The following is a 26,519-nucleotide window of genomic DNA, read 5'->3' as shown; positions in this document are numbered from 1 at the left end:
GACCGCGCCCGCGAAGGGCGGGCGCGGTCGGTGGTGCGGGCCATGGCCCGCCCTGTGTGGTTCAGTTCATCGTGAAGAACTTGAACTTGGGATCATCCTCGGGGCTGACTTCGGTGCCGACCTTTTCGGCCATGCCCCAGTTCAGCACCTGGTGGTGGATCGGAATGTAAAGCTGTTCTTCCTGCACCACATCCCAGATCGCCTGGATCGTCGCGTTACGCTTGTCCAGGTCGGTTTCCGACGACAGGCTGACGATCATCTCGTCAAGCTCGGGGTTGGAATAGCCGGTTCCGTTCCAGCTTCCGCGGTCGCTGCCGCGGGTGTGGACGAGGAAGTTGAAGATGTACTCCGAATCGTAGGTCGGAACACCCCAGCCCAGCATGTAGAAATCGGTCTCGCCGTTGGTGATCAGCGGGAAGTGCTGCGCCTTGGGTTTGGCGTCGAGATTCACGGTCACGCCGATCTGGGCCAGCATCCCGACCGCCGCCTGGCAGATCGCCTCGTCATTGACGTAACGGTCGTTCGGGCAATCGAGCTGGATCGAGAACCCGTCGCCATAGCCGGCCTCTTCCATCAGTGCCTTGGCGGCGTCCACGTCGGTCTTGGACGCGCTGTCCATCTCTTCTGTCCAGCCATTCACGAAGGGCGGGGCGATCATGCCGGCGGGGGCCGATTGACCGCGCATGACCACTTGCTGGATGGCATCGCGGTTGATTGCCATGCTCATCGCGCGGCGCACGCGCACATCGGCCAGCGGGTTCTTGCCCTCGACATTGTCGTTCTCGATGTCGTCGGCGCCCATGTTCATGCCGAAGAAGATCACCCGGTTCTGCGGCGCGGTCTTGACCACGAGCCCGTCGGTTTGCGCGACGCGGTTGAGATCCTGCACCGGCACGTCCTGAATGAAATCGACCTCGCCAGACAGAAGTGCTGCAACCCGGGTCGCGGCGTTCTGGATCGGGGTATAGACAATCTCGGTCACGTCGAGCGGGAACGCGTCATTGCCCCAATAGTCCTCGTTGAGGGTCAGGACGGTTTTCACGTCCGGTTCGCGGCTGACCAGCTTGTAAGGCCCGGTGCCGTTGGTGTTGCTCGACGCGAAGGTCTTTTCGCCGGCTTCGACTTGTTGCACATCGACCGAGTCATTGGCCTCGGCCCAGCCCTTGTCCATCATGAAGAGGTTGGTCAGGTTCGACGGCAGGATCGGGTTCGGCCCGTCGGTGACGAATTCGACGGTGTGGTCATCCACGGCCCGAACCTCGACGATCGAGTTGAGCAACTCTTTCATGTTCGAGTTTTCGGACTTGGCGCGGTTGATCGAGAACACGACGTCCTCGGCGGTGAAATCGGCCCCGTCGTGGAATGTCACGCCCTGACGCAGGTTGAACACCCAGACGTCGGGATTATCGGCTTTCGGGGCCCAATCGGTGGCGAGTGCAGCCTGAAAGGCGCCGGTCATGTCGCGGATGATCAGCGGCTCATACATCTGGTGGGACAGCGTATGCGTGGGCCCTTCGTTCTGTGCATGCGGATCGAGGGTGAGCGAATCGCCCGCCCGCGCCCAGCGCAGCGTTTCGGCTGAAGCCCCGATCGCCGTTCCGGCGAGAAGCGCGGCGGCAAGGAATGCAGTCTTTTTCATGTCAAGCTCCCTGTTCTTTTACGGGCGTTGGCCCGATCATGCTGCACAGGATAGACAAGTTTGTCGCACCTGCAACCTTGCACCTGCCTGCCGTGGCGCAAAGCGCGCGATGCGGTGGCGGCAGTCGTTCAGATGCGGAGCCTCGAAAAAAGAGGCGCGGCGTCCCGCTTGGGGATGCGCCGCGCCAGCCGACCATGGCCCGGGGGGGGCCGTCGGAGGAGAGCTTACTTGATCACCAGTTGTGGCGAGACGACATCCAGCCCCAACGCCTTGCCCACCGCGTAGTAGGTCAGTTGCCCGGCATGGACGTTGAGTCCGTTCAGCAGGTGAGGATCGTCGGTGCAGGCCTGTTTCCAACCCTTGTCGGCCAATGCCAGCATGAAGGGCATGGTCGCATTGCCAAGCGCGATGGTCGAGGTGCGTGCCACCGCGCCGGGCATGTTGGCGACACAGTAATGCATGATTCCATCCACCTCGTAGATCGGGTCGGCATGGGTGGTCGCGCGCGAAGTCTCGAAACAGCCGCCCTGGTCGATGGCGACATCGACGAGGGCCGCGCCCGCTTTCATCGTCGAAAGCTGTGCGCGCGTGATAAGCTTGGGCGCTGCGGCCCCGGGGATGAGAACCGCGCCCACCACCATGTCTGCCTCGGCCACGAGTTCGGCGGTATGGCCTTTCGAGGCATAGCCGGTCTTGAATTCGCCGCGGAAGGCATCGTCGAGATAGCGCAGCCGGGTGAGTGACATGTCGAGCACGGTGACATCCGCGCCCATGCCCGCCGCGACGCGGGCCGCATGGGTGCCGACGACGCCACCGCCGATCACCACGACCTTGGCCGGGCCGACGCCGGGCACGCCGCCCATCAACACGCCGCGTCCGCCATTGGCCTTTTGCAGCGTCCAGGCGCCCACCTGTGGCGCGAGCTTGCCCGCGACTTCGGACATGGGCGCCAGAAGCGGCAGCCCGCCCCGGTCATCGGTGACGGTTTCATAGGCAATCGCGGTGCAGCCCGAAGCGAGCAGGTCCTTGGTCTGTTCGGGGTCGGGGGCGAGGTGGAGATAGGTGAAAAGAACCTGCCCCTCGCGCAGCATCTTGCGTTCGACGGCCTGTGGTTCCTTGACCTTGACGATCATGTCGGCGCTGGCGAACACCTCTTCGGCGCTGTCGAGAATCGTGGCCCCGGCGGCGGTATAGGCGGCATCGTCAAAACCCGCGCCCAGCCCGGCGCCGGTTTCGATCATCACCTCGTGGCCGTGGGCCACCGCCTCCTGCGCGGCGACGGGGGTCATGCCGACGCGAAACTCCTGTGGCTTGATTTCCCTTGGGCATCCGATTTTCATGGGGTCTCCTTCCCGATCACCTTACCGGGCAGAATGCCGCAATTCGGGCGCAAGGTGCTTGGAATCTGACGTCGCGTCACTGGACGAAACGGAAGATTCTTCGATATATGAGCATTAATCTCGAAGGAGTTTGCGCCAATGTCCCTTGATGCACTTGATCGCCGTATCCTGAACGTGCTGCAACGCAAGGGCCGGATGTCCAACGCCGATCTGAGCGAAGCGGTGAACCTGTCACCCAGCGCCTGCCACAGGCGGGTGCAGCGGCTTGAGGCAGAGGGGTTCATCCGCGATTATGTCGCGCTGCTCGATCCGCGCAAGATCGGGTTGCCGACGACGGTCTTTGTCGAGATCACCTTGCAGGGGCAGGCTGACGAGGTTCTGGATGCCTTTGAAAAGGCGGTGGCGCGGATACCGGATGTTCTGGAATGTCACCTGATGGCGGGGACGGCGGATTACATTCTCAAGGTGGTGGCCGAGAATACCGACGATTTCGCGCGTATCCACCGCCAGCACCTGTCGCGCCTGCCCGGCGTGGCGCAGATGCAATCGAGTTTCGCGCTGCGCACGGTGTTTCGCACGACCGCGTTGCCAGTGTGATTGTCGGCATTTGATGCAAAGGCACGGTATTTCGGGCGGGGCCGGTTAACCGGGCGGTTGCCGGGTGAGGCTAGCGTGCGTCGACCCCAGAGATGACGCCATGCCCCTGACATTTCACGCCCAAGACAATGAGTTTGCCGCGGCAACCGGCACCAACGTGAATTCCGGTTGGGCCACCTCGACCTTCGATTCCCCGGCCGGGGGCGCGCGTGATCTGGTGATCAAGGCAAAGCCGGGCGACCCTGATCCGCGGCTGTTCGAGGTCGGCGACACCTACAGTGTGAGTTTCGGCGGCAAGGGTGCCAGCGTGATCGAGGATGCGGCGGTGATCCGCAGCGATTCCGTCGGTCAGGACGGGGTCATCGTGTTCGAGGGGCAGGACAATTCCGGAGACCTGGTGCAGGTCGTTTGGTCGCCGGGTTTCGATCTAGAGGGATGGTGCATCGCCCATTCCTATCCGTGGAGCAGCCCAGGCTTTTATACCACCGACCTCGACTCGAGTTATACGCACAGCTTCATGTGTTTCACCGCCGAGGCGCGAATCGCGACGGCGATGGGTGGGGTCGCGGCGGGTGAATTGTGGGTGGGCGATCACGTGGCGACGCTGGATGCGGGGCCGCAGCCGGTGATGTGGATCGGCGAACGGCGTGTTCCCGGGCATGGGCGGGCTGCGCCGGTTCTGTTCGCACCGGGTACGATCGGCAATCATGCGCCCTTGCGGCTGAGCCAGCAGCATCGGGTTCTTGTGTGCTCGCCCCTGGCCGAGATGATGTTCGGCGCGGTGGAGGTTCTGGTGCCGGCCAAGGCGTTGGTGGACGGGGTGCGGGTGCGGTTCGATCCCTGCGAGAGCGTGCATTACGTGCATGTCCTGTTGCCCGAGCATCACCTGTTGCTGGCGGAAGGCGCGGCCTGCGAGAGCCTGCTCTTGGGGGATCAGACCCGCGATATGGTCGATCTGCCCGAGCGCGCCCATGGCTGTGGGGCGCGGCCTGCGCGCCCTGTGCTGAGTTTTGCCGAGGCGATTGCCCTCATCGGTGACGGGCGGGCGTCGCGGCTGGCACAGGATTGCAAGGCGGCGTTGTAACCGGTGCCATCCCGATGCAGTCTTGGCGCCGGGCGCGAAAGCCCGTGAGATGTGCATAGGGGCGGGCATGAACTGGGATCATATCATCGTGGGCGCGGGCAGCGCGGGCTGTGTCGTGGCCAAGCGTTTGGCGGATGCCGGGCGGCGGGTGCTGCTGCTCGAGGCCGGGGGACGCGACAATTATCACTGGGTTCATATCCCCATTGGATATCTTTACTGCATCGGTAACCCGCGCACCGACTGGATGTTTCGCACCGAGGAGGAGGCGGGGCTCAATGGCCGGTCGCTGATCTATCCGCGCGGCAAGGTGCTGGGCGGGTGCAGTTCGATCAACGGGATGCTTTACCTGCGTGGGCAGGCGGCGGATTACGATGGCTGGCGGCAGATGGGGCTGACGGGATGGGGCTGGGACGACGTGTTGCCGCTGTTCCGCAAGTCCGAGGATTATGTCGAGGGCGAGTCCGAAGTTCACGGGGCGGGCGGCGAATGGCGGGTCGAGAACCAGCGCCTGCATTGGCAGGTGCTGGATGACTGGATGGCGGCGGCGCAGCAATGGGGCCTACCCGCGACCCGCGATTTCAACACCGGCGACAACGAGGGTGTGGGCTATTTCCGGGTGAACCAGCGCGGCGGATGGCGGATGAACACGGCCAAGGCGTTCCTGCGCACGGCGACCGGGCAGGGCCTCAAGGTCGAAACGCAGGCGCATGCAAGGCGCCTCTTGATCGAGGACGGGCGCGTCGTCGGCGTGGAATACGAGAAGGACGGCGTGGTGAAACAGGCGCGTTGCGGAGGTGATCTGGTGCTGAGTGCGGGGGCGATCGGCAGCCCGCAAATCCTGCAACTGTCGGGTGTGGGGCCGGGAGCGTTGTTGCAGCACCACGGGATCGAGGTGGTGCTGGATCAGGCGCAGGTGGGTGCGAATTTGCAGGACCATCTGCAACTGCGCTGTGCCTGGCGGCTGAACGGGGCGCAAACGCTCAACACGCTGGCGGGATCGCTTTGGGGCAAGGCGAAGATCGGGCTGGAATACGCGTTGAAACGGTCGGGGCCGATGTCGATGGCCCCAAGCCAGCTTGGCGCGTTTTCGCGGTCATCCGAGCGGATGGAGACAGCGGATTTGGAGTACCATGTGCAGCCGTTGTCGCTCGAGGCATTCGGCCAGCCGCTGCATGATTTCCCGGCGATCACGGCGAGCGTGTGCAACCTGCGCCCCGAGAGCCGGGGCGTGGTCGAGATTGCCTCGCCAGATCCCAAGGCCGCGCCGCGGATCGCGCCCAATTACCTGAGCACCGAGGGCGACAGGGCTGTTGCGGTCGCGGCGATCCGGCAGGCGCGGGCGATCATGGGACAGGCGGCGATGGCGCAGTACCAGCCTGAGGAGATCAAGCCCGGGGCGGGGTTTGCATCGGATGATGATCTGGCGCGGGCGGCGGGTGATGTCGGCACGACGATCTTTCACCCCACTTGCACCGTGCGCATGGGGGCGGATGCGGCGGCGCCGCTCGATGCGCAATTGCGGTTTCGGGGGCTGGGGGGCCTGCGCGTGGTGGACGCGAGCGTGATGCCGAGGATCACCAGCGGCAACACCAACGCGCCCACCATCATGATCGCGGAGAAGGCCGCGCAGATGATGCTGGCGGGGTAAGGCAGGTCCGCGGGATCAGAGCAGCGCCTCGATCAGGGGGCGCGTGTTGTCATAGGTCATCTCGATCGGGTTGCCGCCGGTGCTGGGATCGCCCAGCGCCGCGCGGGTGAGCGCGTCGGGATCGGCGCCGGACACGCCCAGACCCGAGAGCCGTGGCGGAATCGCGAACCCGGCGTTGAACGTATCGACAAAGGCGCAGAACCCGTCGAACCCGCCGGAAATGCCCAGATAGGCGGCAGCGGTATCGAACCGGTCGCGGATCGCGGGCGCGTTGAATTTCAGCACCTCGGGCATGCAGACGGCGTTGGTGGTGCCGTGATGCGTGCCCCAGGTTGCACCGACCGGGTGGCTGATCGCGTGAATCGCGCCCAACCCCTTTTGAAAGGCGGTGGCGCCCATGGCGGCGGCACTCATCATGTGGGCGCGGGCCTCGATATCGGTGCCGTCGGCATAGGCGCGGGGCAGGTAGTCCTTGACCAGCCGCATACCTTCGAGTGCGATTCCCTGGCTCATCGGGTGGTAATGCGGGCTGGAGAAGGCCTCGACACAATGGGCAAAGGCATCGAGCCCGGTTCCTGCGGTGATGTGTTTCGGCATGCCCACGGTCAATTCGGGATCGGCGATGACCACGGCGGGGAGCATATCGGGATGGAAGATGATCTTCTTCTCGTGGGTGTCGGCATTGGTGAGCACGCCCGCGCGACCCACCTCGGAGCCGGTCCCGGCGGTGGTGGGCACGGCGACGATGGGCAGGATGCCCGCGGGGTCGGCGCGGGTCCACCAATCGCCGATATCCTCGAAATCCCAGATCGGCCGGGTCTGACCGGCCATGAAGGCCAGCACCTTGCCCAGATCGAGCCCAGAGCCGCCGCCAAAGGCGATCACGCCGTCGAAATCGCCGTCGCGCAGCATGGCCAGCCCGGCGTCGAGATTCGCGCCATTGGGGTTGGGATCGACCTCGGCAAAACACGCACGGCCCAGCCCGGCCTCGTCCATCAGGTCGAGGGTACGGGTGGTGATCTCCATCGTGGCGAGGCCACGGTCGGTGACAAGGAGCGGTTTGCGGATACCCGCGGTTGCGCAGGCGTCACCGATTTCGCGGATACGGCCCGCGCCGAAGCGGATGGAGGTGGGGTAGGACCAGTTGCCGATGAGGTTCATGGGTTCAGACCTTTTCAGATGGTAAGGCAGGGCAGATAGGGAGGGGCAGTATCAGGCGCGCTCGAACCCGCGCATGACTTCCCAGTCGGTCACGATGGCGTCGAATGTTTCCTGTTCGACCTCGGCCGCGCGGATGTAGTGATCGATCACCCAGTCGCCCGTCGTGCGGCGCAGCATGTCGGAGTTGCGCAACGCCTCGGTGGCGGCGCGCAGGGTGCAGGGGATTTCGGGCACGTCATCCATGCCATAGACATCGCCCGAGACCGGTGGCGAGAGGGTCAGCCCTTCTTCGATGCCCGAAAGCCCGGCGGCGAGCTGCGCGGCGCAGGCGAGATAGGGGTTGATGTCGGAGCCGGGGATGCGGCACTCGATCCGCACGCCCTTGGTGCCGTCACCGACGAGGCGATATCCGGCGGTGCGGTTGTCGATCGACCAGGCGATTTTCGTGGGCGCAAAGGTGCCGGGGACAAAGCGTTTGTAGCTGTTGATATAGGGCGCGAGGAAATAGGTGCCCTCGGTCGAGTATTTCAAAAGCCCCGCGATATAGGCCGCCATCGTGTCGGACATGGTGTGATCGCGCGTGGCGTCGTGGAAGGCGTTTTCGCCATCCCGGAACAGGGATTGGTGGATATGCGCGGCGCTGCCGACCTTGGCGTGATGCCATTTCGGCATGAAGCTGGCGGCATGGCCCATCTGATCCGCGATTTCCTTGATTGCCTGCTTGGCGATGGTGTGGTGATCGGCAGTCAACAGCGCGTCGGCATAGCGGATGTTGAGTTCCTCCTGCCCGGTTTCGGCCTCGCCCTTGGAGTTCTCGACCGGCACGCCCGCCGCGACCAGTTGATTGCGGATCGGGCGCATCACATGTTCTTCGCGGGTGGTCTGAAGGATGTTGTAGTCCTCGTTATAACCGCTGATCGGCATCAGGTCACGAAACCCGCCCCGGCGGATCGCGTCAAAGCTTTGTTCGAAGAGGAAGAATTCGAGCTCGGTGGCCATCTGGGGAGAAAAGCCCATCGCCTCGGCGCGGGCGACCTGGGTCTTGAGGATCTGGCGCGGGGAATGCGGTACGGGTTCGTGGCTGTGATGATCGATCAGGTCACAGATCACCAGTGCCGTGCCGTCGAGCCAAGGAATGCGGCGCAGGGTCGAAAGATCGGGTTTCATCACGTAATCGCCATAGCCCGAGGCCCAGCTTGTCGCGGCAAAGCCGTCGGGCGTGGCCATTTCGAGATCGGTGGCCAGAAGGTAATTGCAGCAATGGGTTTCGACATGGCCGCTTTCGAGAAAGTTCGACACGTGAAAGCGCTTGCCCATCAGGCGCCCCTGCATGTCCACCAGACAGACTAGCACGGTGTCGATGCTGCCGGCCTTGGCCTCTTTCTTCAATTCGTCGAACGTCATCAAACCTGTCATCAGTCACATCCCCTGAACGCGATTCCGGCGCCTTGCCCCCACGATGCGCACAGGATCGACCGGGGGGCAATCGCCCGCCTATTCCGTATCGTCGCCGATCTTGTCCCATGTGCGGGTTTCGAAATCGCCCGCGTCATGGCGTTCACGGAGCTGAAATTTCGGCTCGCCAAAGGACCGGTTGACCATGCGCCCGCGGCTGACAGCGGGGCGGGCGTCGATTTCCTGTGCCCAGCGTTGGACATGGGCATAGCTTTGGACGTCGAGAAAATCGCCCGCCTCGTAAAGCCGCCCAAGCGCAAGTTGGCCATACCATGCCCAGTTAGCCATGTCGGCAATCGTGTAATCGGCACCGGTCAGGAAGCGATTGTCGGCCAGCCGCTTGTCGAGCACGTCAAGCTGGCGCTTGACCTCCATCGTGAAGCGGTTGATCGGGTATTCCCATTTTTCGGGGGCATAGGCATAGAAATGGCCGAAACCGCCGCCGAGGTAAGGCGCGCTGCCCATTTGCCAGAACAGCCACGAGAGCATTTCGGGCCGGTCGGACCCGAGAAAGCGGTCGAATTTCTCGGCCAGGTAGAGCAGGATGGCGCCGGATTCGAACACCCGGGTCGGTGTCTCGGTCGAATGATCCATCAGCGCCGGGATCTTGGAGTTGGGATTGACCGCGACGAAGCCCGAAGAGAATTGTTCGCCTTCCATGATACGGATGAGCCAGGCGTCATATTCGGCCTCTTCGATCCCCAGTTCGAGCAATTCCTCGAACAGGACCGTGACCTTGACCCCGTTGGGTGTGGCCAGCGAGTAAAGTTGATGCGGGTGCTTGCCCACGGGGAGGTCTTTTTCATGGGTGGCACCCGAGACGGGCCGGTTGATCGAGGCAAAGCGACCACCGGATTCGGCGTCCGGTGTCCAGACCTTCGGGGGGGTGTAGCTGTCAGACATTGGGCACTCCTTGTTGCGCTGGCGAGAGTTAGCCACGGGATGCGCCGGGATGAAAGGGGCGACGGTGCGTTCGGTCTGTGCGCTGGCGCACGAGGGGCTTGGCCGCTGCGGCGGTGTGGCGTAACAGGGTTGCATCCTCCGGTCGGAGAAAAGCGAGGGGCCATTCATGCAAGATGCCGACATGCTGCGCCTTATGGCCTGTCAGATCACGGTGCCAGAGACGACCAGTGCGGCCGAGCGCGACGCGCATCTCGCCGCTACGGTGGGGAAGGTCGAGGCACAGCTTGAGCGGCGGGAGGTGGACCTTGTCGTGCTGCCGGAATTGTCGAGCATCGATTATTCCCGTGGTTCCTTCGCCCGGCTCGGTGAACTGGCCGAGCCGTTGGACGGCCCTTCATTTCAGGCGTGGCGGCGGGTGGCCATGGCGCATGGGGTCCATGTCGTCTTTGGGTTCGCGCGGGCGGGCGAGGGTGGGCCATTCATCTGCACCGCAGTCGTGGGGCCGGATGGGATGTTGATGGGCCGTTATGACAAGATCCATCTCGCGCAATATGGTGCGTCGATGGAAAAGGACTATTTCCAGCGCGGCAGCCACCTGTTCCTGTTCGAGGTAAAGGGGTTCCGGCTGGCGCCGATCATCTGTTACGACATTCGCATTCCTGAACTGTCGCGGGTGCTTGTCACCCGACATGGCGTCGATGCGATCCTGCATTGCGGGGCCTATTTTCGCGATGAGAGCTTTCACACATGGCACCCGTTCGCGATCACCCGGGCGCTTGAAAACCAGGTGTTCTTTTTGTCGCTCAACAGGGCCGGGGCGGATTATGGCAATTCGCTGTTCTGTCGTCCTTGGATGGACGAGGTCAGACAACCGGTAGCTTTCCCCGCACATGATGAGGCGTTTCACAATGTCGTCCTGACCCGGGACGAGATCGACGCAGCACGTGAGGGCTATGGTTTCCTGAAAGATCGCCTGCCGGATTACCGGCTGCCATTGATCACGCGCAGCAGGCCCTGATAAAGAAAAAACCCCCGTGGCCGGGCCGCGGGGGTCGTCGTCTCGTCCGAGAACGGGATCAGCTCAGAGCATGCCTTCGCGCTGGGCTTTCTTGCGGGCGAGTTTGCGGGCCCGGCGAATCGCCTCGGCCTTCTCGCGCGCTTTCTTCTCGGAGGGCTTCTCGAAATGTTGCTTGAGCTTCATTTCACGAAAGACACCTTCACGTTGCAACTTCTTCTTCAGGGCGCGGAGCGCCTGATCGACGTTGTTATCGCGAACACTTACCTGCATGTGGTTTTCACCACCTTTCTAGATTGGAGTTGCTGGATTAGCAGGAAGTCGCCGTATAGCAACTCCGATCAGCGTTGTCTAGACCGCCCGATATCCGCCGGGATTGTCTGGAAGGAACGCTTCGATCGCCGCGCTGGCCACCACTATGGGTTCGCCGCCGGGCTGGGGTGTGACGTCGAGTCCGCCCGTCACGACGATGACCTCGACGTGGCCCACCGGCAGGCAGGCGGCAATCGCGGCGCGGTCCACCGCGTCGGGGTTTTGAACGCCAACGGTGACTTTGACGTGCAACGCGTCGCGCAAGCCGGGATCGAGCCCAAGCACGCCGAGCGAGGCGCCCTGCAGCGCGGATTTGACCGCACGCAGCGCCGCCTTGCCGTGATCCTGCCCGTGCAGGTCGCTGCCACTGCCCATTTCGATGATGAAGCGGCGGTTCATGTCGTGCGTTCCAGATCGAGCGAGACCGAGATCGCGACATTGGCGATGACGTTGGGCGCTGCGTCCGGGCGCGGCACGTCGAGCCCGCCCCTGACCACGCGCACGCGGGGACGGCCATACGGGAAGGCGGCGGTGATCCGTTCGATATCGACGGCCTCGGGGTTGGCGACGCCGATCTCGACATCAAGGATCATTGCCTCGCGCGGGGCGCCGAAAAGTTCTGCGAGGTTGATCGAGTTGCGCCAGAGCGCATCGCGCACGCCGCGCAGGGCGGCCTCAGTGTAATCCTGGCGGCGCAGCGAGGTGCCAAGGCCCAGTTCGGTGAGAAGGCGGGTTTCGGCCATGGTTCAGCCCTCTGCGCGGCGGTGTTTGCGTGTGAGGCGGGGTCGATTCATCGGTTCGATCCCTGCGGGTTTCCACAGGAGTCTGGACAAGGTTGCGCGCGCGTGCAAGCCTGTTCGGAGCAGGAACGGAACAACGGTGAGCGGCCCAGGGAAGAGAGGGCCGCCCGCCGCATCGGGCCACGGGGGAGGTCGTGGCCCGATATCGTTACGCGGCGGGAACCACGACGGCGGTGGAGTTGCCGAAATGCTGGCGGCTGAGCCGGATCACCAATGCGGTCATTGGCGCCTGCAAGGTGGCGGCGATGCCTGGCAGCAGCCGGTAGGCGGGATCAAATGCGGCGATCAACCCGGCGTCGACCAGTCGCTTGTCGATTATTCTGAAGGGTGAATTAAGCCTGCACGATGATCGAATAGTCGCGACTGTCCAGTCTGGGAAACTTTACCCGTTGTTAACCATGGTCGAGCCAAGCTGGGCCATGCGATGTTTGTTGCCTTGTCTTGTCTTCCTGGTATCGGCCGCCTGCGACACGCCGCACCCGCGTTTCGCCGGGGTCGATCCGGTGCGTATCACCATGGGGCAAAGCACGTTCGACGTCAGGGTCAAGGGTGGCGAGGCCGAGGCGATCCGGCTCAACGCCGAATGGGCGCCACGCCCCGAGGCGGTGGCACCGCGCGCGGTGGCGGCGATCGAGCGTGTGTCGGGCTGCACCGTGCGCAGGCTCGATGGCGATCAGGCGCAGTTCTTTGCCCGGCTCAAATGCAGCAAGGACGACCGCCCGATGGCGGTGATGCCAGGGCGGATCGAATACGAGTGCGACATCGCAGATGCCTATGTCAATCGCGGGCTGGGGGAAGCGGTGACCGAGATGACCTGCACCCCGCGCCGGTATTGACTGCGGATGGCCGCCAGAGCGCTGACCGGGGCCGCACCGCGATTGCGGACGCTCCGCGGGGAGTATTTAGGGCAAGATGAAGGGATGAGTGCACGTTTCAGGGAATGTCGCGCAGATGGGTGAGGAGCGCGGGCGAAGCGTAGCCGTCGGGGATGAGGCCGCGGGATTTCTGGTAGGCGCGCACGGCGTTGATCGTAAGCGGGCCGATCAGGCCATCGAGTTTCTGTGGGTCGAACCCGGCCGCGCGCAGGCGGCGTTGCACCTCGACCCGTTCATCGAAGCTGAGGGCGCGATCGGCGCGGGGCCAGGCGGCGCGGATCGGGTCGCTGCCCGCGATCCGGTCGGCGAGATGGCCCACGCCGATCACATAGGCGTCGGCGGTGTTATAGCTTTCCAGCACCTCGAAATTGCGGAAGATCATGAAAGCTGCGCCCTGATGCCCGCCGGGCAGCAGGATCGATGCGGGGCCGTGATCGGTGAAGGGGGCGCTATCCGCGGGGCGGACCCCGAGCCTGGCCCATTCCGAGGGCAGTTTCTCAAGCTCGCGCCGGGCCAGCATGTGGTTGAAGCCGTTGGGCAGCGTCACCTCGACGCCCCAAGGCAGCCCGGTTTGCCAGCCGTTTGCGCGCAGATAGGCCGCCGCCGAGGCCAGTGCATCGGCGGGGTCGTCGCCCCAGATGTCGCGACGGTCGTCTTCGTTGAAATCCTCGGCATGGGCAAGATAACTCGAGGGCATGAACTGGGTATGACCCATTGCCCCGGCCCAGCTTCCGCGCAGGTCGGCGGGGCGCGCCTCGCCGCTGGCCAGGATTTTCAGCGCATAGAGCAACTGGCTCTCGAAGAAATCCCCGCGCCGCCCGTCAAAGGCCAGCGTGGCCAGCGCTTCGATCGTGGGGATGGTGCCGCGGTAGCCACCATAGGCGGATTCGAGCCCCCAGATTGCGGTGAGGATCTCCTTTTCCACGCCATAGCGCCGCTCGATCCGCTCTAGCAGGGCGCGGTGCTGTTGCAGCGCCTTTTTCCCGGCGGCGATGCGCGCGTCGGAGGCGGCGCTGTCGAGATAGACCCAGACCGTCTTGGAAAACTCGTTCTGGGTGCGGTCCTTCTGGATCACGTCGGTATTGTAACGGATGCCGGACAGGGCCGTGTCGAGCACGTGATCCGGGATGCCCACGTCGGTGGCGCGGCTGCGAAAGCCGTCGAGCCAGTGTTGGAAACCGGCATTCCTGGTCGAGATCACGGGGTCCGACGTGATGCCCGGGGGGCGAAGCGATTGCGCCGGCGGCTCGGCCAAAGCCGGTGCCGCGATAAGCGCGGCAAGCGTGCAGAGAAGAGAAAGGCGCATATGCCCGATGCCCTGTTTCAGGATTTTCCCGCAGGATAGGGGGAGTCGCGGCGCGGGCAAAGGACGGTCTTTGGCGAGAGCGAAAATCGGCAAAGGTGGGCCGGAAATGGGTGCAGATTACTTCCGTGTGCGCGAGACCTTGCGTTTCACCTTGTCGGACTTGCGTTTCGTGCGGGCGGGTTTGCGGCCCTTGGGTGCGGATTTCGATCCGCCGCGCCGGGCGCGGGGCAGTGCGTCGCCTTCCAGGGAAACCAGTTCGAAGGCCAAGCCACCGGTGACAGGTGCGGCCTCGATCAGTTTGACGGTGACGCGCTGGCCGAGGCCGATCACGGTGCCGCTGTCGCTGCCGGTGAGGGTGCCTGCGTCACGGTCGAGGCGAAAATACTCGTGTCCCAAAGCGCGCATCGGGACGAGCCCGTCGGCGCCGGTGTCGTCGAGCGTGACAAAGACGCCGAAGCGGGCGATGCCCGAGATGCGGCCAGAAAAGGTGCTGCCAACCCGATCCGACAGGAAGGCGGCGAGGTAGCGGTCATTGGTGTCGCGCTCCGCCGACATTGAGCGGCGTTCGGTTTCCGAGATATGCGCGGCGGTGGGTTCGAGCCGCGCGATATCGTCGGGCGAAAGCCCGTCCTCGCCCCATTTATGGGCGGTAATCAGGGCGCGATGCACGACCAGGTCGGAATAGCGCCGGATCGGCGAGGTGAAATGCGCATAAGCCTGAAGCGCGAGGCCGAAATGACCGAAATTCGACGGCGAGTAATAGGCCTGTGTCATCGAACGCAGCGTGGCGAGATTGATCAACTGGTCATTCTCGGTGCCCTCAGCCTGGGCCAGCAGCGCGTTGAGATGGGCGGTTTTCAGCACCTGGCCCTTGGCGAGGGTCAACCCTGCGGCCTCGGCGGTGTCGCGCAAGGTGTCGAGTTTCTCGGGCGGGGGTTCCTCGTGGACGCGGAACAGCAGGGGCGAGCGGCGGGAGATGAGTTCTTGGGCGGTGGCGACATTGGCCAGCACCATGAATTCCTCGATCATGCGATGGGCGTCGAGCCGGTCGGAGAAATTAACGCTTTCGACCTCGCCCTCCTCGGAGATCACGACCTTGCGTTCGGGCAGGTCAAGGTCGAGCGGTTGGCGGCGGTTGCGGGCACGGGTGAGCGCCTCGTAGGCGTTGAAGAGCGGGTGGATCACCTCGTCCATGAGCGGCGCACATTGTTCGTCTGGATTGCCGTCGCGGGCGGCCTGCACACGCTTGTAGGTGAGCGAGGCGACCGAACGCATGATGCCGCGGACAAAGCGATGCGCGATCTTTTCGCCATGGGCGTCGATCTGCATTCGCACGGCGATACAGGCGCGCGGCACGCCCTCGTGCAGGGAACACAGATCGCCCGAAAGCCGGTCGGGGAGCATCGGCACGACCCGGTCGGGGAAATAGGAGGAATTGCCGCGTTTGCGGGCCTCGGCGTCGAGCGCGGTGCCGGGTCGGACGTATTCGGCGACATCGGCGATAGCGACCCAGATGACGTGCCCGTCCGCATTTTTCGGGTCGTCGTCGGGGTGGGCCCAGCAGGCATCGTCATGGTCGCGCGCATCGGCCGGGTCGATGGTGATGAGCGGCAGATCGGTGAGATCTTCGCGCGCATCGTCGAGCGTGGCGGGGTGCATTGCGTCGGCCTCGGCGATCACCTCGTCGGGGAAATCATGCGGGATGCCGTGCTGATGGATCGCGATGAGCGAGACGGCGCGCGGCGCGCTCGGGTCGCCAAGGCGGGCCAGCACGCGGGCGCGGGGCAGGCCCATGCGACCCTTGGGGCCGGATTGTTCGGCCTCGACCAGCTCGCCCTCTTTCGCGCCGCCGATGTCGGATTTCGATACCTGCCATTCCTTGCCGTCGCCCTTGTCGATGGGCAGGATGCGCCCACCTTCGGGGGTGGCGCGAAAGACACCGAGAACCCGGCGGGGGTTGGTGCCGATGCGACGGATGAGCCTTGCCTCATAGGCGAAATCGCCCTTGATCTCGGTCAGGCGTGCGAGGATGCGGTCGCCTTCGCCCAAGGCGGGATCCGAGGCGCGCGGCACGATCACGATGGCCGGTTCCGCGCCCTCGCCCTGCCACTCCATCGGGCGCGCGGTCAGGTCGCCATCGGCGGTCTGTGGGCCGACCTGAAGCACCGCCACGGGCGGGAGCTTCTCGGGGTCGCGATAGGTTTTCTTGCGCTTGGCAAGGTGGCCCTCGTCCTCAAGCTCCTTGAGCATGCGTTTGAGGTCGATCCGCGCAGCACCCTTGATGCCGAAGGCACGGGCAATGTCGCGTTTCGAGCTTTGGGTCGGGTTGTCGGAAATCCATTGCAGGATCTCGTCACGGGAGGGCAGCTGGCTCATGCCCGCGCCCTAGCATGACCGGCACGCCCTGCCAACAAGGAAGCGCGGGGAGGAGGGCGCGGGGCGCTTGTCAATCTTGGCCCGGTTGCATAGGTGTTGACACACCTCGGGGTGCCTGAACGGCGGTTCAGGTTGAGATGCTGCGCAAGAGGCGAACCCGTTGAACCTGAACCGGTTAAGACCGGCGGAGGGAAGGTCTGGGATTCTCCCAACACTTGCCCCGCCCGTCGCAAGAAAGGGAGATGACATGAAACGTCTTTTCATTGCAGCGGGAGTTTTTCTGGCCACGCAAGCCACGGCCGAAACGCCCGTTCTGACTGTCTATACCTATGACAGTTTCGTATCCGACTGGGGGCCGGGACCGGCCGTCGAGGCGGCGTTCGAGGAGGTTTGCGATTGCGACCTGCAATTCGTGGCGGCGGGCGATGGGGCGTCGCTCTTGTCGCGGCTGCGGCTTGAGGGTGAGCGCAGCAAGGCGGATGTGGTGCTGGGGCTGGATACAAACCTGACCGCGGCGGCGCGGGAAACCGGGCTGTTCGCACCGCACGGGATCGAGGCCGAACTGGATGTGCCGCGGCCCGAGGCGTGGCAGGACGAGTTGTTCCTGCCCTATGACTGGGGCTATTTCGCCTTTGTACATGATCGCGAGAACCTCCCGCAACCGCCTGAAAGCCTTGAAGAACTGGCCGAATCGGACGTCAGTATCGTGATCCAGGATCCGCGTTCTTCGACCCCGGGGCTGGGCCTTCTCTTGTGGGTCAAGGCGGTTCACGGCGAACGGGCGGAAGCGATCTGGGAGGGGCTTTCCGACAATATCGTGACGGTCACGCCGGGCTGGTCCGAGGCCTATGGGCTGTTTCTCGAAGGCGAGGCGGACATGGTGCTGAGCTATACCACGTCGCCGGCCTATCACCGGATCGCGGAAGAAGATGACAGCAAGGTGGCGGCCATCTTTCCCCAGCATTACATGCAGATCGAGGTGGCCGGGAAACTGGCCACGAGCACGCAGCCCGAGCTGGCCGAACAATTCCTGTCCTTCATGATCACGGATGCGTTCCAGTCGGTCATTCCGACGACCAACTGGATGTATCCGGTGGTCAGCCCCGAGGGCGGATTGCCCGACGGGTTCGATGCGCCGCTCGCGGCGGACAAGGCGCTGCTCTTTGCGCCGGACGAGGTTCCGGCGCAGCGGGACGCGGCGCTGGCCGAATGGCTGCGCGCGCTGTCGAAATGACAAGAAGCGGGCCGGGATGGGTTGCGGCGGGGATCGTCGCGGCGCTGATTCTCGGCCCGCTTTTCGCGGTTTTCATGCGTGCCGAGACTGGCGGAGCAGTGTTAACATCCGATTGGGCCGCCGTCCGGTTTACCATTTTACAGGCCATTTTGTCGGCCGCGTTAAGCATTGCGCTGGCCATTCCTGTGGCCCGTGCGCTGGCGCGGCGGGCGTTTCCGGGGCGCGGGATTCTCATCACGCTTCTGGGGGCGCCGTTCATCCTTCCGGTGATCGTCGCGGTTCTTGGGCTCTTGGCGGTGTTCGGGCGTGGGGGGATCGTCAATACCGGGCTGGCGTGGCTGGGCCTGCCGCCGGTGAGCATTTACGGGCTTCAGGGTGTGGTTCTGGCGCATGTGTTCTTTAACCTTCCGCTGGCGACGCGGATCATCCTTCAGGGCTGGCAGGGGATACCGGCGGAGCGGTTTCGGCTGGCGGCGAACCTGGGCTTGTCGGGCGTGCAGGTGGCGCGCTTTCTGGAATTTCCGATGCTGCGGGCGGTGGTGCCGGGGGCGCTGATGGTGGTGTTCGCCATCTGCCTGAGCAGCTTTGCCGTGGCGCTCACGCTGGGCGGGGGGCCACGGGCGACAACGGTGGAATTGGCCATTTATCAAGCGTTTAACTTTGATTTCGACCTTGGCCGCGCGGCGCGTCTGGCGCTGATCCAACTGGTGTTGGCGGGGGCGGCGGCGGTGGTGGCGTTCTGGGCCGCGGTGCCCGCCGGGTTCGGTGCGGGGCTGGGGCGGGTGGTGCGGCGGTGGGAGGCGGAGACTTGGGGGGCGCGAGCGCTGGATGCGGGGTGGATCACGCTGGCGGCGGGGTTCCTGATCGTGCCGCTGGCGATGATTTTCCTCAACGGCGTTAACGGATTGACACAGATGCCCGGCGCGGTCTGGCGGGCGGCGGGCGTGTCGGTGGTGATCGCGCTCATCTCGACCGTGCTGTGCATCGGGTTGGCCCTGTCGCTGGCGATGGCGCGGCGGGGCTGGGCCGAGGTGGTGGCGTTGATGGGGATCGCGGTTTCGCCGTTGGTGATCGGCACCGGGTTATTCGTGATCGTGAACCCGTGGATCGATCCTTCGCGGCTTGCCCTGCCGGTGACTGCGCTGGTCAACGCCTTGATGGCATTGCCTTTTGCGATGCGCGTGCTGGCGCCCGACCTGGCCCGGACCGAGGCGGATTTCGGGCGGCTGGCCGATGCGCTGGGCCTGACGGGCTGGGCGCGGTTGCGCTGGCTGATATTGCCGCGCCTGCGCCCGGCGCTGGGATTTTCGGCGGGGCTGGCCGGGGCGTTGTCGATGGGGGATTTGGGGGTTGTGGCGCTGTTTGCGGACCCTGATTTCGCCACGCTGCCGTTGCAGATGTATCGCCTGATGGGCGCCTACCAGATGGAGGCGGCGGCGGGCGCGGGGTTGATCCTCTTGGCGCTAAGCCTAGGGATTTTCTGGATTTTCGATCGGGGAGGGCGCGGTGATGTTGACGCTTGAAGGCGTGGTGATCCGCCAGGATGCGTTCGAGCTGCGCGCCGATCTCAACGTGCCCAAGGGCGCGCGCGTGTCGGTGATCGGGCCGTCGGGAGCGGGAAAATCGACGCTTTTGAACGTGATCGCGGGTTTTTTCGAGCCGAGTGCGGGGCGGGTGCTGCGGGAGGGCCGCGACATCACCCGCAAGCCGCCCGGGGAGCGGGGAATCTCCCTTTTGTTTCAGGATAATAACCTGTTTCCCCATTTGACGGTGGCGCAGAATGTGGGCCTTGGCATCGACCCCGGCTTGCGGCTCACGCGGGATCAGAGGGCCTGGGTCGAAGCGGCGCTGGAGCGGGTCGGTTTGGGCGGAATGGGCGGGCGCAAACCGGGGCGATTGTCGGGCGGGCAGCAGGGTCGCGCCGGGTTGGCGCGGATATTGGTGCAGGGCAAATCGTTGATATTGCTGGATGAACCCTTTGCCGCGCTGGGGCCTGCGCTGCGCGCCGAGATGCTGGCGCTGGTTGAGGACGTGGCGAGCGAGATCGGGGCGACGCTGTTGATGGTGAGCCACGATCCGGGCGACGCGCGGCGGCTGGGCGGGCAGGCGATCCTGGTGGCCGAGGGGCGGGCGGAAGCCCCCGTGGAGGTGGCGGAACTGCTGGAGAACCCGCCGCCCGTGTTAAGGAATTACCTCGGCGATTAACCGGATCGTAACCTGTGTTAACGGGGCCGGATCGGCGAAAACAGGGGGGTGATTCCCGGCTGTTGCCCGGCTGCCAGGCGTATGCCGGGTGAACTAACCATTCGTTAACCGAAAAAAGGTTAATGCGGCGCGCGCGGCCAATCAAATGCGCCCCCCCATGGGCGGCAAAAGAAAACCCCGCCCTGTGAGGGGCGGGGTTTCATCGGGGTTCATTCGCGCCGGGATCAGGCCTCGCGCTTGCCCTTGTGTGGCGCCCAGAGGCGTTTGTTGGTCAGGTAGAGCAGCACCGACAGAACGGTGAGCATCAGCACCCCGACAAAGCCCGCCTGCTTGCGCGCCATCATCTTGGGTTCGGCGGTCCACATCAGGAAGGCCGCCACGTCTTCGGACATCGCCTCGATCGAGTTGGCGCTGCCGTCGTCGAATTCGACCATCTCTTCAAACAGGGGCGGGGCCATCGAGATCCAGCCGCCGGGGAAGGCGGTGTTCTCGTAAAACAGGGTTCCCGCCTCTTCCTTTTCCTCGCCGGTATAGCCGTTGAGGAGCGAGTAGATGTATTCCGGGCCGCCCATCCCCTTGAAGAGCTGGTTGAGGCCGGTTCCTGCCGGGCCGTGGAAGCCCGCGCGCGCCTTGGCCATCAACGAGAGATCAGGCGCGTTGGGATCGCCCGACATCGGGAAATGGTCGGTCGGCTTGGCCGGGCGGTAATCGTCGATTTCGGCGTCAAAGACCTCGAACCGCTCGGCATAGGCGCGCACTTCGGCCTCGCTGAAATGCGGGCCACCTTCGTCGCCCAGCGTGCGCAGCGGCACGTAACGCAGCCCGTGGCAGGCCGAACAGACCTCGGTATAGACCTTGAGGCCGCGTTGGAGCTGGTTCTCGTCGAACTTGCCGAACGGACCTTCGAAGGAGAAGGCCACGTCCTCGACATGCGCTTCGTCACCGGCGGCCATGGCGCCCCCTGCCGAAAGGGCGAGGGCGGTTGCGGCACTCAGTACAATCTTCTTGAGCATATTCCCTTGTCCTTTCCTTATTCGGCCGGGGTGGCCTTGGTGCCGTAATGGGCCTCGAAGTCCTCTTCGATGGTGGCCGGTACGGCGGTCGGTTTCTCGATCACGCCAAGGATCGGCAGGATCACGAGGAAATAGGCGAACCAGTAGGCCGAGCCGATCAGGGCGATCGTCGAGTAAGGCGGTTCCGCGGGCATCGCGCCGCACCACATCAGCACGACGAAGTCGATGATGAGCAGGTAAAACCACCATCTGAACTGGGGCCGGAAGCGGCCCGAGCGCACCCGGGAGGTATCGAGCCAGGGCACGAGCACCATCACGATGATCGCGCCGAACATCGCCAGCACGCCAAAGAACTTGGCGTCGATGATGCCGCCGGTGATCCAGCTTGCGAACATCACCACCCAGACATCCGAGGTAAAGGCGCGCAGGATCGCGTAGAACGGCAGGAAATACCATTCAGGCACGATATGCGACGGCGTCACCAGCGGATTGGCCTCGATATAGTTGTCGGGGTGGCCAAGATAGTTGGGCATGAACCCGACGATGGCAAAGAAGATCGCGAGGATTACCGCCAGCGCGAACAGATCCTTGATCACGAAATAGGGCCAGAAGGGCAGCGTGTCCTTCTCGGCCTCTTCCTTGGAGCCGCGGCGCACCTCGACCCCGGTGGGGTTGTTGTTGCCGGTGGTGTGGAAGGCCCAGATATGCACGATCACCAGCGCCGCGATCACGAAGGGCAGCAGGTAGTGCAGCGAGAAGAAGCGGTTGAGCGTCGCGTTGTCGACCGCGGGACCGCCCAGAAGCCAGGTCTGGATCGGTTCGCCGATGAAGGGGATCGCGCCGAACAGCCCGGTGATCACCGTGGCACCCCAGAACGACATCTGCCCCCAGGGCAGCACGTAGCCCATGAAGCCGGTGGCCATCATCAGCAGGAAGATCAGCATGCCGATGATCCAGGTCACTTCGCGGGGCGCCTTGTAGGAGCCATAGTAAAGGCCGCGGAAGATGTGGATATAGACGGCAAGGAAGAAGAGCGATGCGCCGTTCATGTGCAGATAGCGCAGCATGTGCCCGCCGCGCACGTCGCGCATGATATGCTCGACCGAGGCAAAGGCGTAATCGACATGCGGGGTGTAATGCATCACCAGGATGATGCCGGTGACGATCATGTGCACAAGGCAATAGGCCAGCACGATGCCCCAGATCCACCACCAGTTGAGGTTCTTCGGGGTGGGGATCATGATCGTGTCATACATGAGGCCAACCACAGGCAGACGCTTGTGCAGCCACTTTTCAAAACCCGATTTGGGTTCGTAATGGTCGTGAGGAATTCCGGACATTCGCGCGTCTCCTTATCCGAGCACCAGGTCGTCGCCGTCGAAGGCGGCAACCGGGATCCAGAGGTTTTCGGGCGCCGGACCTCTGCGGATGCGGCCGGCCGTGTCGTAATGCGAGCCGTGACAGGGGCAGAACCAGCCACCGAAATCGCCCGCGCCGTCACCGATCGGCACACAGCCCAGGTGGGTGCAGACGCCGATCATCACCAGCCATTCGCCGTCTTCGTCGAGCGTGCGGTTCTGGTCGGAGGCATCGAGCGCCATGTCGTTGCGGTTCTGGGCGTTCTTGTCCATCAGCTCGTCGAGCGCAACGGCGCGCGCGGCCTCGATCTCTTCGGCGCTGCGGCGGCGGATGAAAACCGGCTTGCCCAGCCATTTCACCGTCAGTTGCGTGCCGACCTCGACCCCCGAGACATCGACCCGGATCGAGCTGAGTGCCGCGACGTCGGCGGAGGGGTTCATCTGGTTGACAAGAGGCCAGGCTGCGGCACCTGCGGTAACGGCACCGGCCCCTGCGGTGGCGTAATAGAGGAAATCTCTGCGGGTGCCTGCGTGATCTTCTGCGTTGGACACGAGGTATTCTCCGTTTTTTCAGGCCGGAACCGGCTAGCAACAAGATGGCCGCAGACTCGCCGCGGCCCTTCTCGGGCGTTATGTAGCGAGGCTTGGCGCTTGCGTCCAGAAGGGATTGGGAAATGCGCCTTTTGGGCGCAGCTTAGGCCCGGCCGGGTCAAGGGCCATGCCGGCATATGCCCGGCGGGTCGCGGTCAATCCTTCGGCGCCGTGGCCTGCATGCTGTCGCGCGAGGCGAACACCGTGAACCAGTCGTCGAGCGCATCGCACCCTTTGCGCCAGCCGCGCGCGTCATGGCGGAAATCGAGATAGCCGAGCGCGCAGCCGACCGCGACATGGCCCATGTCGACCGGCCCGGCAAGGTGGCTCATCCAGCGGTCGTTGACCGCGCGCACGGCATGGGCGACCTTGCTCCATTGCGCCTCGATCCAATCTTCCGAGCGATGCTCGGGCGGGCGCAGGCGGTTTTCATAGGTGATCAGGATGGCCGCATCCATGATCGCATCCGCCGTTGCCTCGAGCGTCAGCACCTCCCAGATCCGGGCCTCGGGGTAGAACCCGCCACCGGCGCGGGCGTCGAGATAGCGGGTGATCACCCGGCTGTCATAGATCGCGGGCCCGTCGGGGCGCACCAGCGCCGGGATCTTGCCCAGCGGGTTGGCGGCGCGCACCACGTCGGGGGTGGCGGTGGGCGACGTCTTGACCGGAACGAGCGTGACATCGTCGCTCTGGCCGGTTTCGTGCAGGAGCGTGCGGACCTTGCGCACATAGGGCGAGGCGGCGGCGTAGATCAGTTCCATTCCGGGGGTCCTTTCGAGTGGTGTCGTGGCGAGCTTAGAGGCGTGGGCAGGGGCTGTCCACGCCGGTCACACCGGCGGCCTGCGCATCATCGCGGCCAGCACCGCCACTTCCTGTCCCTGCCCGTGGCTGGCCAGCATCTCCGCCGCGGCCAGCCGCGCCGCTTCGGGCTTGTTCTGGCCCAGCTTCCACGTGCTGTCGAGCCGTTCGATGACAAACCGGAAGGGCCGGATCTGGCGCATCATCCGGGCCGCGGCATCGCGGGACATCTTGTCCATGGTCCATTCCGGCTTGGGCGCGAGGCGGGATTCGAAATGCGCCGAAAGCCGGTCGAGTATCCCGGGCAGGTCCGGGTCGGGCAGCGGCTCGATCCGCCCGATCAGGTGAATCGCCAGGTAGTTCCATGTCGGCACTTGCTCGTCGATGCCATACCAGTCGGGCGAGACATAGGAATGCGGCCCCTGCACCGCGATCCGTGCCGCCAGTGGCGCGGTGCAGGCCCGCGCGATCGGGTTCGAGCGCATCAGGTGCAGCTCGGCCGCCGCGCCGTCCCCGGTCACGAGAAAGGGCACATGCGACAGCATCGGCGCCCCGTCGCCATTGGCGACGGCCAGCAGACCGAACCCCGCTTCGCGCGCGAAGGCGAGCGATTCGTCGTTGTTCTCGGGTCGGAATGCCGGGTTGGGATGCATGGGAAACCTTTCGTTCTTCGCATATAGCGCGTGTCACGGCAGCCAATGTCAAGGTGGTGCGCGCGGGGATACCCTGTGCGGGTCGACAGGGCGAATGAGTATTTTTCCCAAGAAAGAGCAAGGGAAGCAAGAAGGACCGGCCGTCTCTTTCTTGGTGAAAATACTCAAGATCCGCGCTCTCTGCCCGCGCAACGGTGAAGAATCGGCGCCAAGCCCCCTCTGGCGAACGGGGTGGGTGGGTGGGCGTTTGCCAGAGGGGGCGGGTGCAGGCTCTGGACCATCGTGCAACCTGCCGCTAAGCCGATGGCCAAGGAGTGTGCCCGATGACCCAGATTCCCGACCGGCCCGACAATCGCGACACGCCGCAGGGCCTTGCCTTCGCGCTCACCGCCTATGGGCTCTGGGGGTTTCTGCCGCTCTATCTCAAGCTCTTGTCGCATATCCCGGCGGCCGAGGTCGTGGCCCACCGCGTCCTGTGGTCGGTGCCCGTGGCCGGTGGGCTTCTCATCCTGCTGGGCCGGACCGACAGTATTCGCGTTGCGCTGCGCGATCCGCGCATGCTCGCCATGGGCTGTGTCACCGCCGCGCTGATTTCGGTCAACTGGGCGATCTATGTCTGGGCCATCGCGACCAACCATGCGCTCGACGCGGCGCTGGGATATTACATCAACCCGCTTTTCTCGATCTTCCTGGGGGCGGTCCTGTTGCGCGAGCGGCTGGCGCCGATGCAGATCGCCGCCATCGCGCTAGCCGCGCTGGCGGTTCTGGTGCTCACGCTCGACAATGGCCGGGTGCCATGGGCGGCGCTGGGCCTGACCCTGTCATGGGGGTTTTATGCCTTTTTCAAGAAATGGCTGCCCATCGGCCCCAACCAGGGGTTCCTGCTCGAAGTGCTGATCCTCACGCCTCCGGCGCTGATCTGGGTGGCGTGGCTCGTGGCGACGGGCGAAAGCCATTTCACCGGCGCCGTCGATATCGGCCTTTTGCTGGGGTGCGGGATCGTGACCGCGGTGCCGCTTCTGTTTTATGCCAACGGGGCGAAACTGCTCAGGCTCTCGACCATCGGCATCCTGCAATACACCGCGCCGACCATGATCATGCTGATCGGTGTTTTCGTCTTCAAGGAAGAGTTCGGGCGGGCGCGGATGATCGCCTTTCCGATGATCTGGACGGCGCTTGTCCTTTATACCGTGTCGATGTTCCGGCAGTTGCGGGCGGCGCGTCGGGCGGCGCAGGACGCATCCCGGTGATCTGCCGGTCCGCCCCTTGCAATCGAACCGGTCAGGTCGCAGGTATGCAGCCATGACAGGCACGCTTTTCACCTTTGGTCACGGTTTTACCGCATCCGCCCTTGCGCGCCTTCTGGCGCCGCGGGGCTGGCGGCTTTTCGGCACGACGCGCAAGCCCGAGAAACAGGACCGGATCGCGGCGGAGGGCGTCACGCCCCTGATCTGGCCGGGCAGCGACCCGCGCCCGGCGCTGGCCGGGGTCACGCACCTGCTGCTCTCGGCGGCGCCGGATGAGAACGGCGATCCGGTGATCGCCGAGCTTGGGGCGGACATTGCCCGCCTTGCGCCCAATCTCGAATGGGTGGGGTATCTCTCGACCACCGGGGTTTACGGCGATCACGGGGGCGGTTGGGTCGATGAGGCCACGCCGCTCACCCCGTCGACGGAGCGGGGGCGTCATCGCGTCAAGGCCGAGGCAGAATGGCAGGCGACCGGCCTGCCGCTGCATATCTTTCGCCTTGCGGGCATCTATGGCCCCGGGCGCGGGCCGTTTGCCAAGGTCCGCCGGGGCACCGCGCGCCGCATCATCAAGCCGGGTCAGGTGTTTTCGCGCATTCATGTCGATGACATCGCGCAGGTTCTGGCCGCCTCGATCGCGCGCCCCGATCCCGGCGCGATCTACAATGTCTGTGACGATGACCCGGCCCCGCCGCAGGACGTGCTGGCCCATGCCGCCGAATTGCTGGGCCTGCCGCTGCCCCCCGAAGAGGATTTCGCGACGGCCGAGATGACGCCGATGGCGCGTTCGTTCTATGCCGAATCAAAGCGGGTGCGAAACGACCGGATCAAGGACGAACTGGGCGTGCGCCTGCTTTACCCCAGCTATCGCGACGGGCTGCCCGCGCTTTTGACCGCCGAAGGATAACC

Annotated in this window: 26 protein-coding genes and 1 riboswitch; of the genes, 10 read left to right on the top strand and 16 right to left on the bottom strand. The window is 64.5% G+C overall.

Annotation, left to right across the window (positions count from 1 at the left end; all coding sequences use genetic code 11):
• Positions 1-61 precede the first annotated feature (61 nt).
• Positions 62-1,639 (bottom strand): ABC transporter substrate-binding protein, encoded by a 1,578-nt coding sequence (locus FLO80_RS14060; RefSeq protein WP_111364511.1) that lies wholly within the window; start codon positions 1,637-1,639, stop codon positions 62-64.
• Between the two features lie 224 nt (positions 1,640-1,863).
• Positions 1,864-2,979: an alanine dehydrogenase gene (gene ald, locus FLO80_RS14055; protein ID WP_111364513.1), complete on the bottom strand. Its 1,116-nt coding sequence runs from the start codon at positions 2,977-2,979 to the stop codon at positions 1,864-1,866.
• A gap of 138 nt (positions 2,980-3,117) precedes the next feature.
• Here ald and FLO80_RS14050 point away from each other — a divergent pair, with 138 nt between their 5' ends.
• The 3 genes from FLO80_RS14050 to FLO80_RS14040 all read left to right on the top strand — a co-directional run bounded on the left by FLO80_RS14050 (position 3,118) and on the right by FLO80_RS14040 (position 6,308).
• Positions 3,118-3,576 (top strand): Lrp/AsnC family transcriptional regulator, encoded by a 459-nt coding sequence (locus tag FLO80_RS14050; protein ID WP_111364515.1) that lies wholly within the window; start codon positions 3,118-3,120, stop codon positions 3,574-3,576.
• A 100-nt stretch (positions 3,577-3,676) separates the two neighbouring features.
• The gene (locus tag FLO80_RS14045) at positions 3,677-4,660 is read left to right on the top strand and encodes a Hint domain-containing protein (protein ID WP_111364517.1); all 984 of its coding nucleotides are present in this window, start codon (positions 3,677-3,679) and stop codon (positions 4,658-4,660) included.
• 67 nt (positions 4,661-4,727) lie between these two features.
• Entirely contained in the window at positions 4,728-6,308 is a 1,581-nt protein-coding gene (locus FLO80_RS14040) for a GMC family oxidoreductase (RefSeq protein ID WP_111364519.1), read from the top strand.
• Positions 6,309-6,323: 15 nt separating this feature from the next.
• On the opposite strand, the gene FLO80_RS14035 is transcribed toward FLO80_RS14040, so the two are convergent.
• The 3 genes from FLO80_RS14035 to yghU all read right to left on the bottom strand — a co-directional run bounded on the left by FLO80_RS14035 (position 6,324) and on the right by yghU (position 9,827).
• On the bottom strand, positions 6,324-7,469 hold the full coding sequence (locus FLO80_RS14035; RefSeq protein ID WP_111364521.1) for an iron-containing alcohol dehydrogenase: 1,146 nt from the start codon (positions 7,467-7,469) through the stop codon (positions 6,324-6,326).
• A 51-nt stretch (positions 7,470-7,520) separates the two neighbouring features.
• The gene (locus FLO80_RS14030) at positions 7,521-8,885 is read right to left on the bottom strand and encodes a glutamine synthetase family protein (RefSeq protein WP_111364523.1); all 1,365 of its coding nucleotides are present in this window, start codon (positions 8,883-8,885) and stop codon (positions 7,521-7,523) included.
• A 78-nt stretch (positions 8,886-8,963) separates the two neighbouring features.
• Positions 8,964-9,827, bottom strand: coding sequence for a glutathione-dependent disulfide-bond oxidoreductase (gene yghU, locus FLO80_RS14025; RefSeq protein WP_111364525.1), 864 nt, complete (start codon positions 9,825-9,827; stop codon positions 8,964-8,966).
• Positions 9,828-9,993: 166 nt separating this feature from the next.
• Between yghU and FLO80_RS14020 the strand changes: the two genes are divergently transcribed.
• Positions 9,994-10,845 carry a carbon-nitrogen hydrolase family protein gene (locus FLO80_RS14020; RefSeq protein ID WP_111364527.1) on the top strand — a complete coding sequence of 284 codons (852 nt, stop codon included), beginning with the start codon at positions 9,994-9,996 and terminating at the stop codon, positions 10,843-10,845.
• A 63-nt stretch (positions 10,846-10,908) separates the two neighbouring features.
• Here the strand turns inward: FLO80_RS14020 and rpsU are convergent, their stop codons facing one another.
• From rpsU to FLO80_RS22885, 4 genes are all read right to left on the bottom strand, one after another.
• The gene (gene rpsU / locus FLO80_RS14015; RefSeq protein ID WP_008207378.1) at positions 10,909-11,115 is read right to left on the bottom strand and encodes a 30S ribosomal protein S21; all 207 of its coding nucleotides are present in this window, start codon (positions 11,113-11,115) and stop codon (positions 10,909-10,911) included.
• Between the two features lie 78 nt (positions 11,116-11,193).
• Positions 11,194-11,553: a Lin0512 family protein gene (locus FLO80_RS14010; RefSeq protein ID WP_111364529.1), complete on the bottom strand. Its 360-nt coding sequence runs from the start codon at positions 11,551-11,553 to the stop codon at positions 11,194-11,196.
• Positions 11,550-11,897 carry a Lin0512 family protein gene (locus FLO80_RS14005; RefSeq protein WP_111364531.1) on the bottom strand — a complete coding sequence of 116 codons (348 nt, stop codon included), beginning with the start codon at positions 11,895-11,897 and terminating at the stop codon, positions 11,550-11,552. Before FLO80_RS14005 ends, FLO80_RS14010 begins: the two co-directional genes overlap by 4 nt.
• A 205-nt stretch (positions 11,898-12,102) precedes the next feature.
• Positions 12,103-12,243, bottom strand: coding sequence for a hypothetical protein (locus tag FLO80_RS22885; protein WP_188078298.1), 141 nt, complete (start codon positions 12,241-12,243; stop codon positions 12,103-12,105).
• Between the two features lie 142 nt (positions 12,244-12,385).
• Between FLO80_RS22885 and FLO80_RS14000 the strand changes: the two genes are divergently transcribed.
• On the top strand, positions 12,386-12,790 hold the full coding sequence (locus FLO80_RS14000) for a hypothetical protein (protein WP_149187080.1): 405 nt from the start codon (positions 12,386-12,388) through the stop codon (positions 12,788-12,790).
• Between the two features lie 97 nt (positions 12,791-12,887).
• Here FLO80_RS14000 and FLO80_RS13995 read toward each other — a convergent pair whose 3' ends face one another.
• A complete protein-coding gene (locus FLO80_RS13995; RefSeq protein ID WP_111364535.1) occupies positions 12,888-14,135 on the bottom strand; it encodes a lytic murein transglycosylase in 1,248 nt (415 codons plus the stop codon).
• 117 nt (positions 14,136-14,252) lie between these two features.
• A complete protein-coding gene (rnr, locus tag FLO80_RS13990) occupies positions 14,253-16,511 on the bottom strand; it encodes a ribonuclease R (protein ID WP_111364537.1) in 2,259 nt (752 codons plus the stop codon).
• A 97-nt stretch (positions 16,512-16,608) separates the two neighbouring features.
• Positions 16,609-16,721, top strand: a riboswitch (TPP riboswitch).
• A 37-nt stretch (positions 16,722-16,758) separates the two neighbouring features.
• On the opposite strand from rnr, the gene thiB reads away from it, so the two are divergent.
• The 3 genes from thiB to FLO80_RS13975 are packed head-to-tail and all read left to right on the top strand — an operon-like array spanning position 16,759 to position 19,950.
• Positions 16,759-17,745: a thiamine ABC transporter substrate binding subunit gene (gene thiB, locus FLO80_RS13985; RefSeq protein WP_111364539.1), complete on the top strand. Its 987-nt coding sequence runs from the start codon at positions 16,759-16,761 to the stop codon at positions 17,743-17,745.
• Complete coding sequence (locus tag FLO80_RS13980) at positions 17,721-19,268, top strand: thiamine/thiamine pyrophosphate ABC transporter permease ThiP (protein ID WP_111364541.1); 1,548 nt, start codon at positions 17,721-17,723, stop codon at positions 19,266-19,268. The genes thiB and FLO80_RS13980 overlap by 25 nt, the downstream gene beginning before the upstream one ends.
• Positions 19,255-19,950, top strand: a complete 696-nt coding sequence (locus tag FLO80_RS13975; RefSeq protein ID WP_111364543.1) for a thiamine ABC transporter ATP-binding protein — start codon at positions 19,255-19,257, stop codon at positions 19,948-19,950. Before FLO80_RS13980 ends, FLO80_RS13975 begins: the two co-directional genes overlap by 14 nt.
• A gap of 224 nt (positions 19,951-20,174) precedes the next feature.
• Here the strand turns inward: FLO80_RS13975 and FLO80_RS13970 are convergent, their stop codons facing one another.
• The 5 genes from FLO80_RS13970 to FLO80_RS13950 all read right to left on the bottom strand — a co-directional run bounded on the left by FLO80_RS13970 (position 20,175) and on the right by FLO80_RS13950 (position 24,363).
• A complete protein-coding gene (locus tag FLO80_RS13970) occupies positions 20,175-20,963 on the bottom strand; it encodes a cytochrome c1 (RefSeq protein WP_111364545.1) in 789 nt (262 codons plus the stop codon).
• A 17-nt stretch (positions 20,964-20,980) separates the two neighbouring features.
• A complete protein-coding gene (petB, locus tag FLO80_RS13965) occupies positions 20,981-22,303 on the bottom strand; it encodes a cytochrome b (RefSeq protein WP_111364547.1) in 1,323 nt (440 codons plus the stop codon).
• Between the two features lie 12 nt (positions 22,304-22,315).
• A complete protein-coding gene (gene petA / locus FLO80_RS13960; protein ID WP_111364549.1) occupies positions 22,316-22,873 on the bottom strand; it encodes a ubiquinol-cytochrome c reductase iron-sulfur subunit in 558 nt (185 codons plus the stop codon).
• Positions 22,874-23,067: 194 nt separating this feature from the next.
• Complete coding sequence (locus tag FLO80_RS13955) at positions 23,068-23,673, bottom strand: glutathione S-transferase (RefSeq protein WP_111364551.1); 606 nt, start codon at positions 23,671-23,673, stop codon at positions 23,068-23,070.
• Between the two features lie 66 nt (positions 23,674-23,739).
• Positions 23,740-24,363 carry an FMN-binding negative transcriptional regulator gene (locus FLO80_RS13950; protein WP_111364553.1) on the bottom strand — a complete coding sequence of 208 codons (624 nt, stop codon included), beginning with the start codon at positions 24,361-24,363 and terminating at the stop codon, positions 23,740-23,742.
• 323 nt (positions 24,364-24,686) lie between these two features.
• On the opposite strand from FLO80_RS13950, the gene rarD reads away from it, so the two are divergent.
• Both rarD and FLO80_RS13940 read left to right on the top strand, forming a co-directional pair.
• Complete coding sequence (gene rarD / locus FLO80_RS13945) at positions 24,687-25,613, top strand: EamA family transporter RarD (protein WP_111364555.1); 927 nt, start codon at positions 24,687-24,689, stop codon at positions 25,611-25,613.
• Positions 25,614-25,665: 52 nt separating this feature from the next.
• Positions 25,666-26,517 (top strand): SDR family oxidoreductase, encoded by an 852-nt coding sequence (locus tag FLO80_RS13940; protein WP_111364557.1) that lies wholly within the window; start codon positions 25,666-25,668, stop codon positions 26,515-26,517.
• Positions 26,518-26,519 lie beyond the last annotated feature (2 nt).

The organism is Aquicoccus porphyridii, from assembly GCF_008369105.1.
Lineage (GTDB): Bacteria > Pseudomonadota > Alphaproteobacteria > Rhodobacterales > Rhodobacteraceae > Aquicoccus > Aquicoccus porphyridii.
This window is presented reverse-complemented; position numbering and strand designations above follow the sequence as displayed.

Excerpts from the sequence above, each read along its gene's own strand:
- FLO80_RS14060 (WP_111364511.1), bottom strand. The coding sequence starts at position 1,639 with ATGAAAAAGACTGCATTCCTTGCCGCCGCGCTTCTCGCCGGAACGGCG.
- ald (WP_111364513.1), bottom strand. The coding sequence starts at position 2,979 with ATGAAAATCGGATGCCCAAGGGAAATCAAGCCACAGGAGTTTCGCGTC.
- FLO80_RS14050 (WP_111364515.1), top strand. The coding sequence starts at position 3,118 with ATGTCCCTTGATGCACTTGATCGCCGTATCCTGAACGTGCTGCAACGC.
- FLO80_RS14045 (WP_111364517.1), top strand. The coding sequence starts at position 3,677 with ATGCCCCTGACATTTCACGCCCAAGACAATGAGTTTGCCGCGGCAACC.
- FLO80_RS14040 (WP_111364519.1), top strand. The coding sequence starts at position 4,728 with ATGAACTGGGATCATATCATCGTGGGCGCGGGCAGCGCGGGCTGTGTC.
- FLO80_RS14035 (WP_111364521.1), bottom strand. The coding sequence starts at position 7,469 with ATGAACCTCATCGGCAACTGGTCCTACCCCACCTCCATCCGCTTCGGC.
- FLO80_RS14030 (WP_111364523.1), bottom strand. The coding sequence starts at position 8,885 with ATGACAGGTTTGATGACGTTCGACGAATTGAAGAAAGAGGCCAAGGCC.
- yghU (WP_111364525.1), bottom strand. The coding sequence starts at position 9,827 with ATGTCTGACAGCTACACCCCCCCGAAGGTCTGGACACCGGACGCCGAA.
- FLO80_RS14020 (WP_111364527.1), top strand. The coding sequence starts at position 9,994 with ATGCAAGATGCCGACATGCTGCGCCTTATGGCCTGTCAGATCACGGTG.
- rpsU (WP_008207378.1), bottom strand. The coding sequence starts at position 11,115 with ATGCAGGTAAGTGTTCGCGATAACAACGTCGATCAGGCGCTCCGCGCC.
- FLO80_RS14010 (WP_111364529.1), bottom strand. The coding sequence starts at position 11,553 with ATGAACCGCCGCTTCATCATCGAAATGGGCAGTGGCAGCGACCTGCAC.
- FLO80_RS14005 (WP_111364531.1), bottom strand. The coding sequence starts at position 11,897 with ATGGCCGAAACCCGCCTTCTCACCGAACTGGGCCTTGGCACCTCGCTG.
- FLO80_RS13995 (WP_111364535.1), bottom strand. The coding sequence starts at position 14,135 with ATGCGCCTTTCTCTTCTCTGCACGCTTGCCGCGCTTATCGCGGCACCG.
- rnr (WP_111364537.1), bottom strand. The coding sequence starts at position 16,511 with ATGAGCCAGCTGCCCTCCCGTGACGAGATCCTGCAATGGATTTCCGAC.
- thiB (WP_111364539.1), top strand. The coding sequence starts at position 16,759 with ATGAAACGTCTTTTCATTGCAGCGGGAGTTTTTCTGGCCACGCAAGCC.
- FLO80_RS13980 (WP_111364541.1), top strand. The coding sequence starts at position 17,721 with ATGGCTGCGCGCGCTGTCGAAATGACAAGAAGCGGGCCGGGATGGGTT.
- FLO80_RS13975 (WP_111364543.1), top strand. The coding sequence starts at position 19,255 with ATGTTGACGCTTGAAGGCGTGGTGATCCGCCAGGATGCGTTCGAGCTG.
- FLO80_RS13970 (WP_111364545.1), bottom strand. The coding sequence starts at position 20,963 with ATGCTCAAGAAGATTGTACTGAGTGCCGCAACCGCCCTCGCCCTTTCG.
- petB (WP_111364547.1), bottom strand. The coding sequence starts at position 22,303 with ATGTCCGGAATTCCTCACGACCATTACGAACCCAAATCGGGTTTTGAA.
- FLO80_RS13955 (WP_111364551.1), bottom strand. The coding sequence starts at position 23,673 with ATGGAACTGATCTACGCCGCCGCCTCGCCCTATGTGCGCAAGGTCCGC.
- FLO80_RS13950 (WP_111364553.1), bottom strand. The coding sequence starts at position 24,363 with ATGCATCCCAACCCGGCATTCCGACCCGAGAACAACGACGAATCGCTC.
- rarD (WP_111364555.1), top strand. The coding sequence starts at position 24,687 with ATGACCCAGATTCCCGACCGGCCCGACAATCGCGACACGCCGCAGGGC.
- FLO80_RS13940 (WP_111364557.1), top strand. The coding sequence starts at position 25,666 with ATGACAGGCACGCTTTTCACCTTTGGTCACGGTTTTACCGCATCCGCC.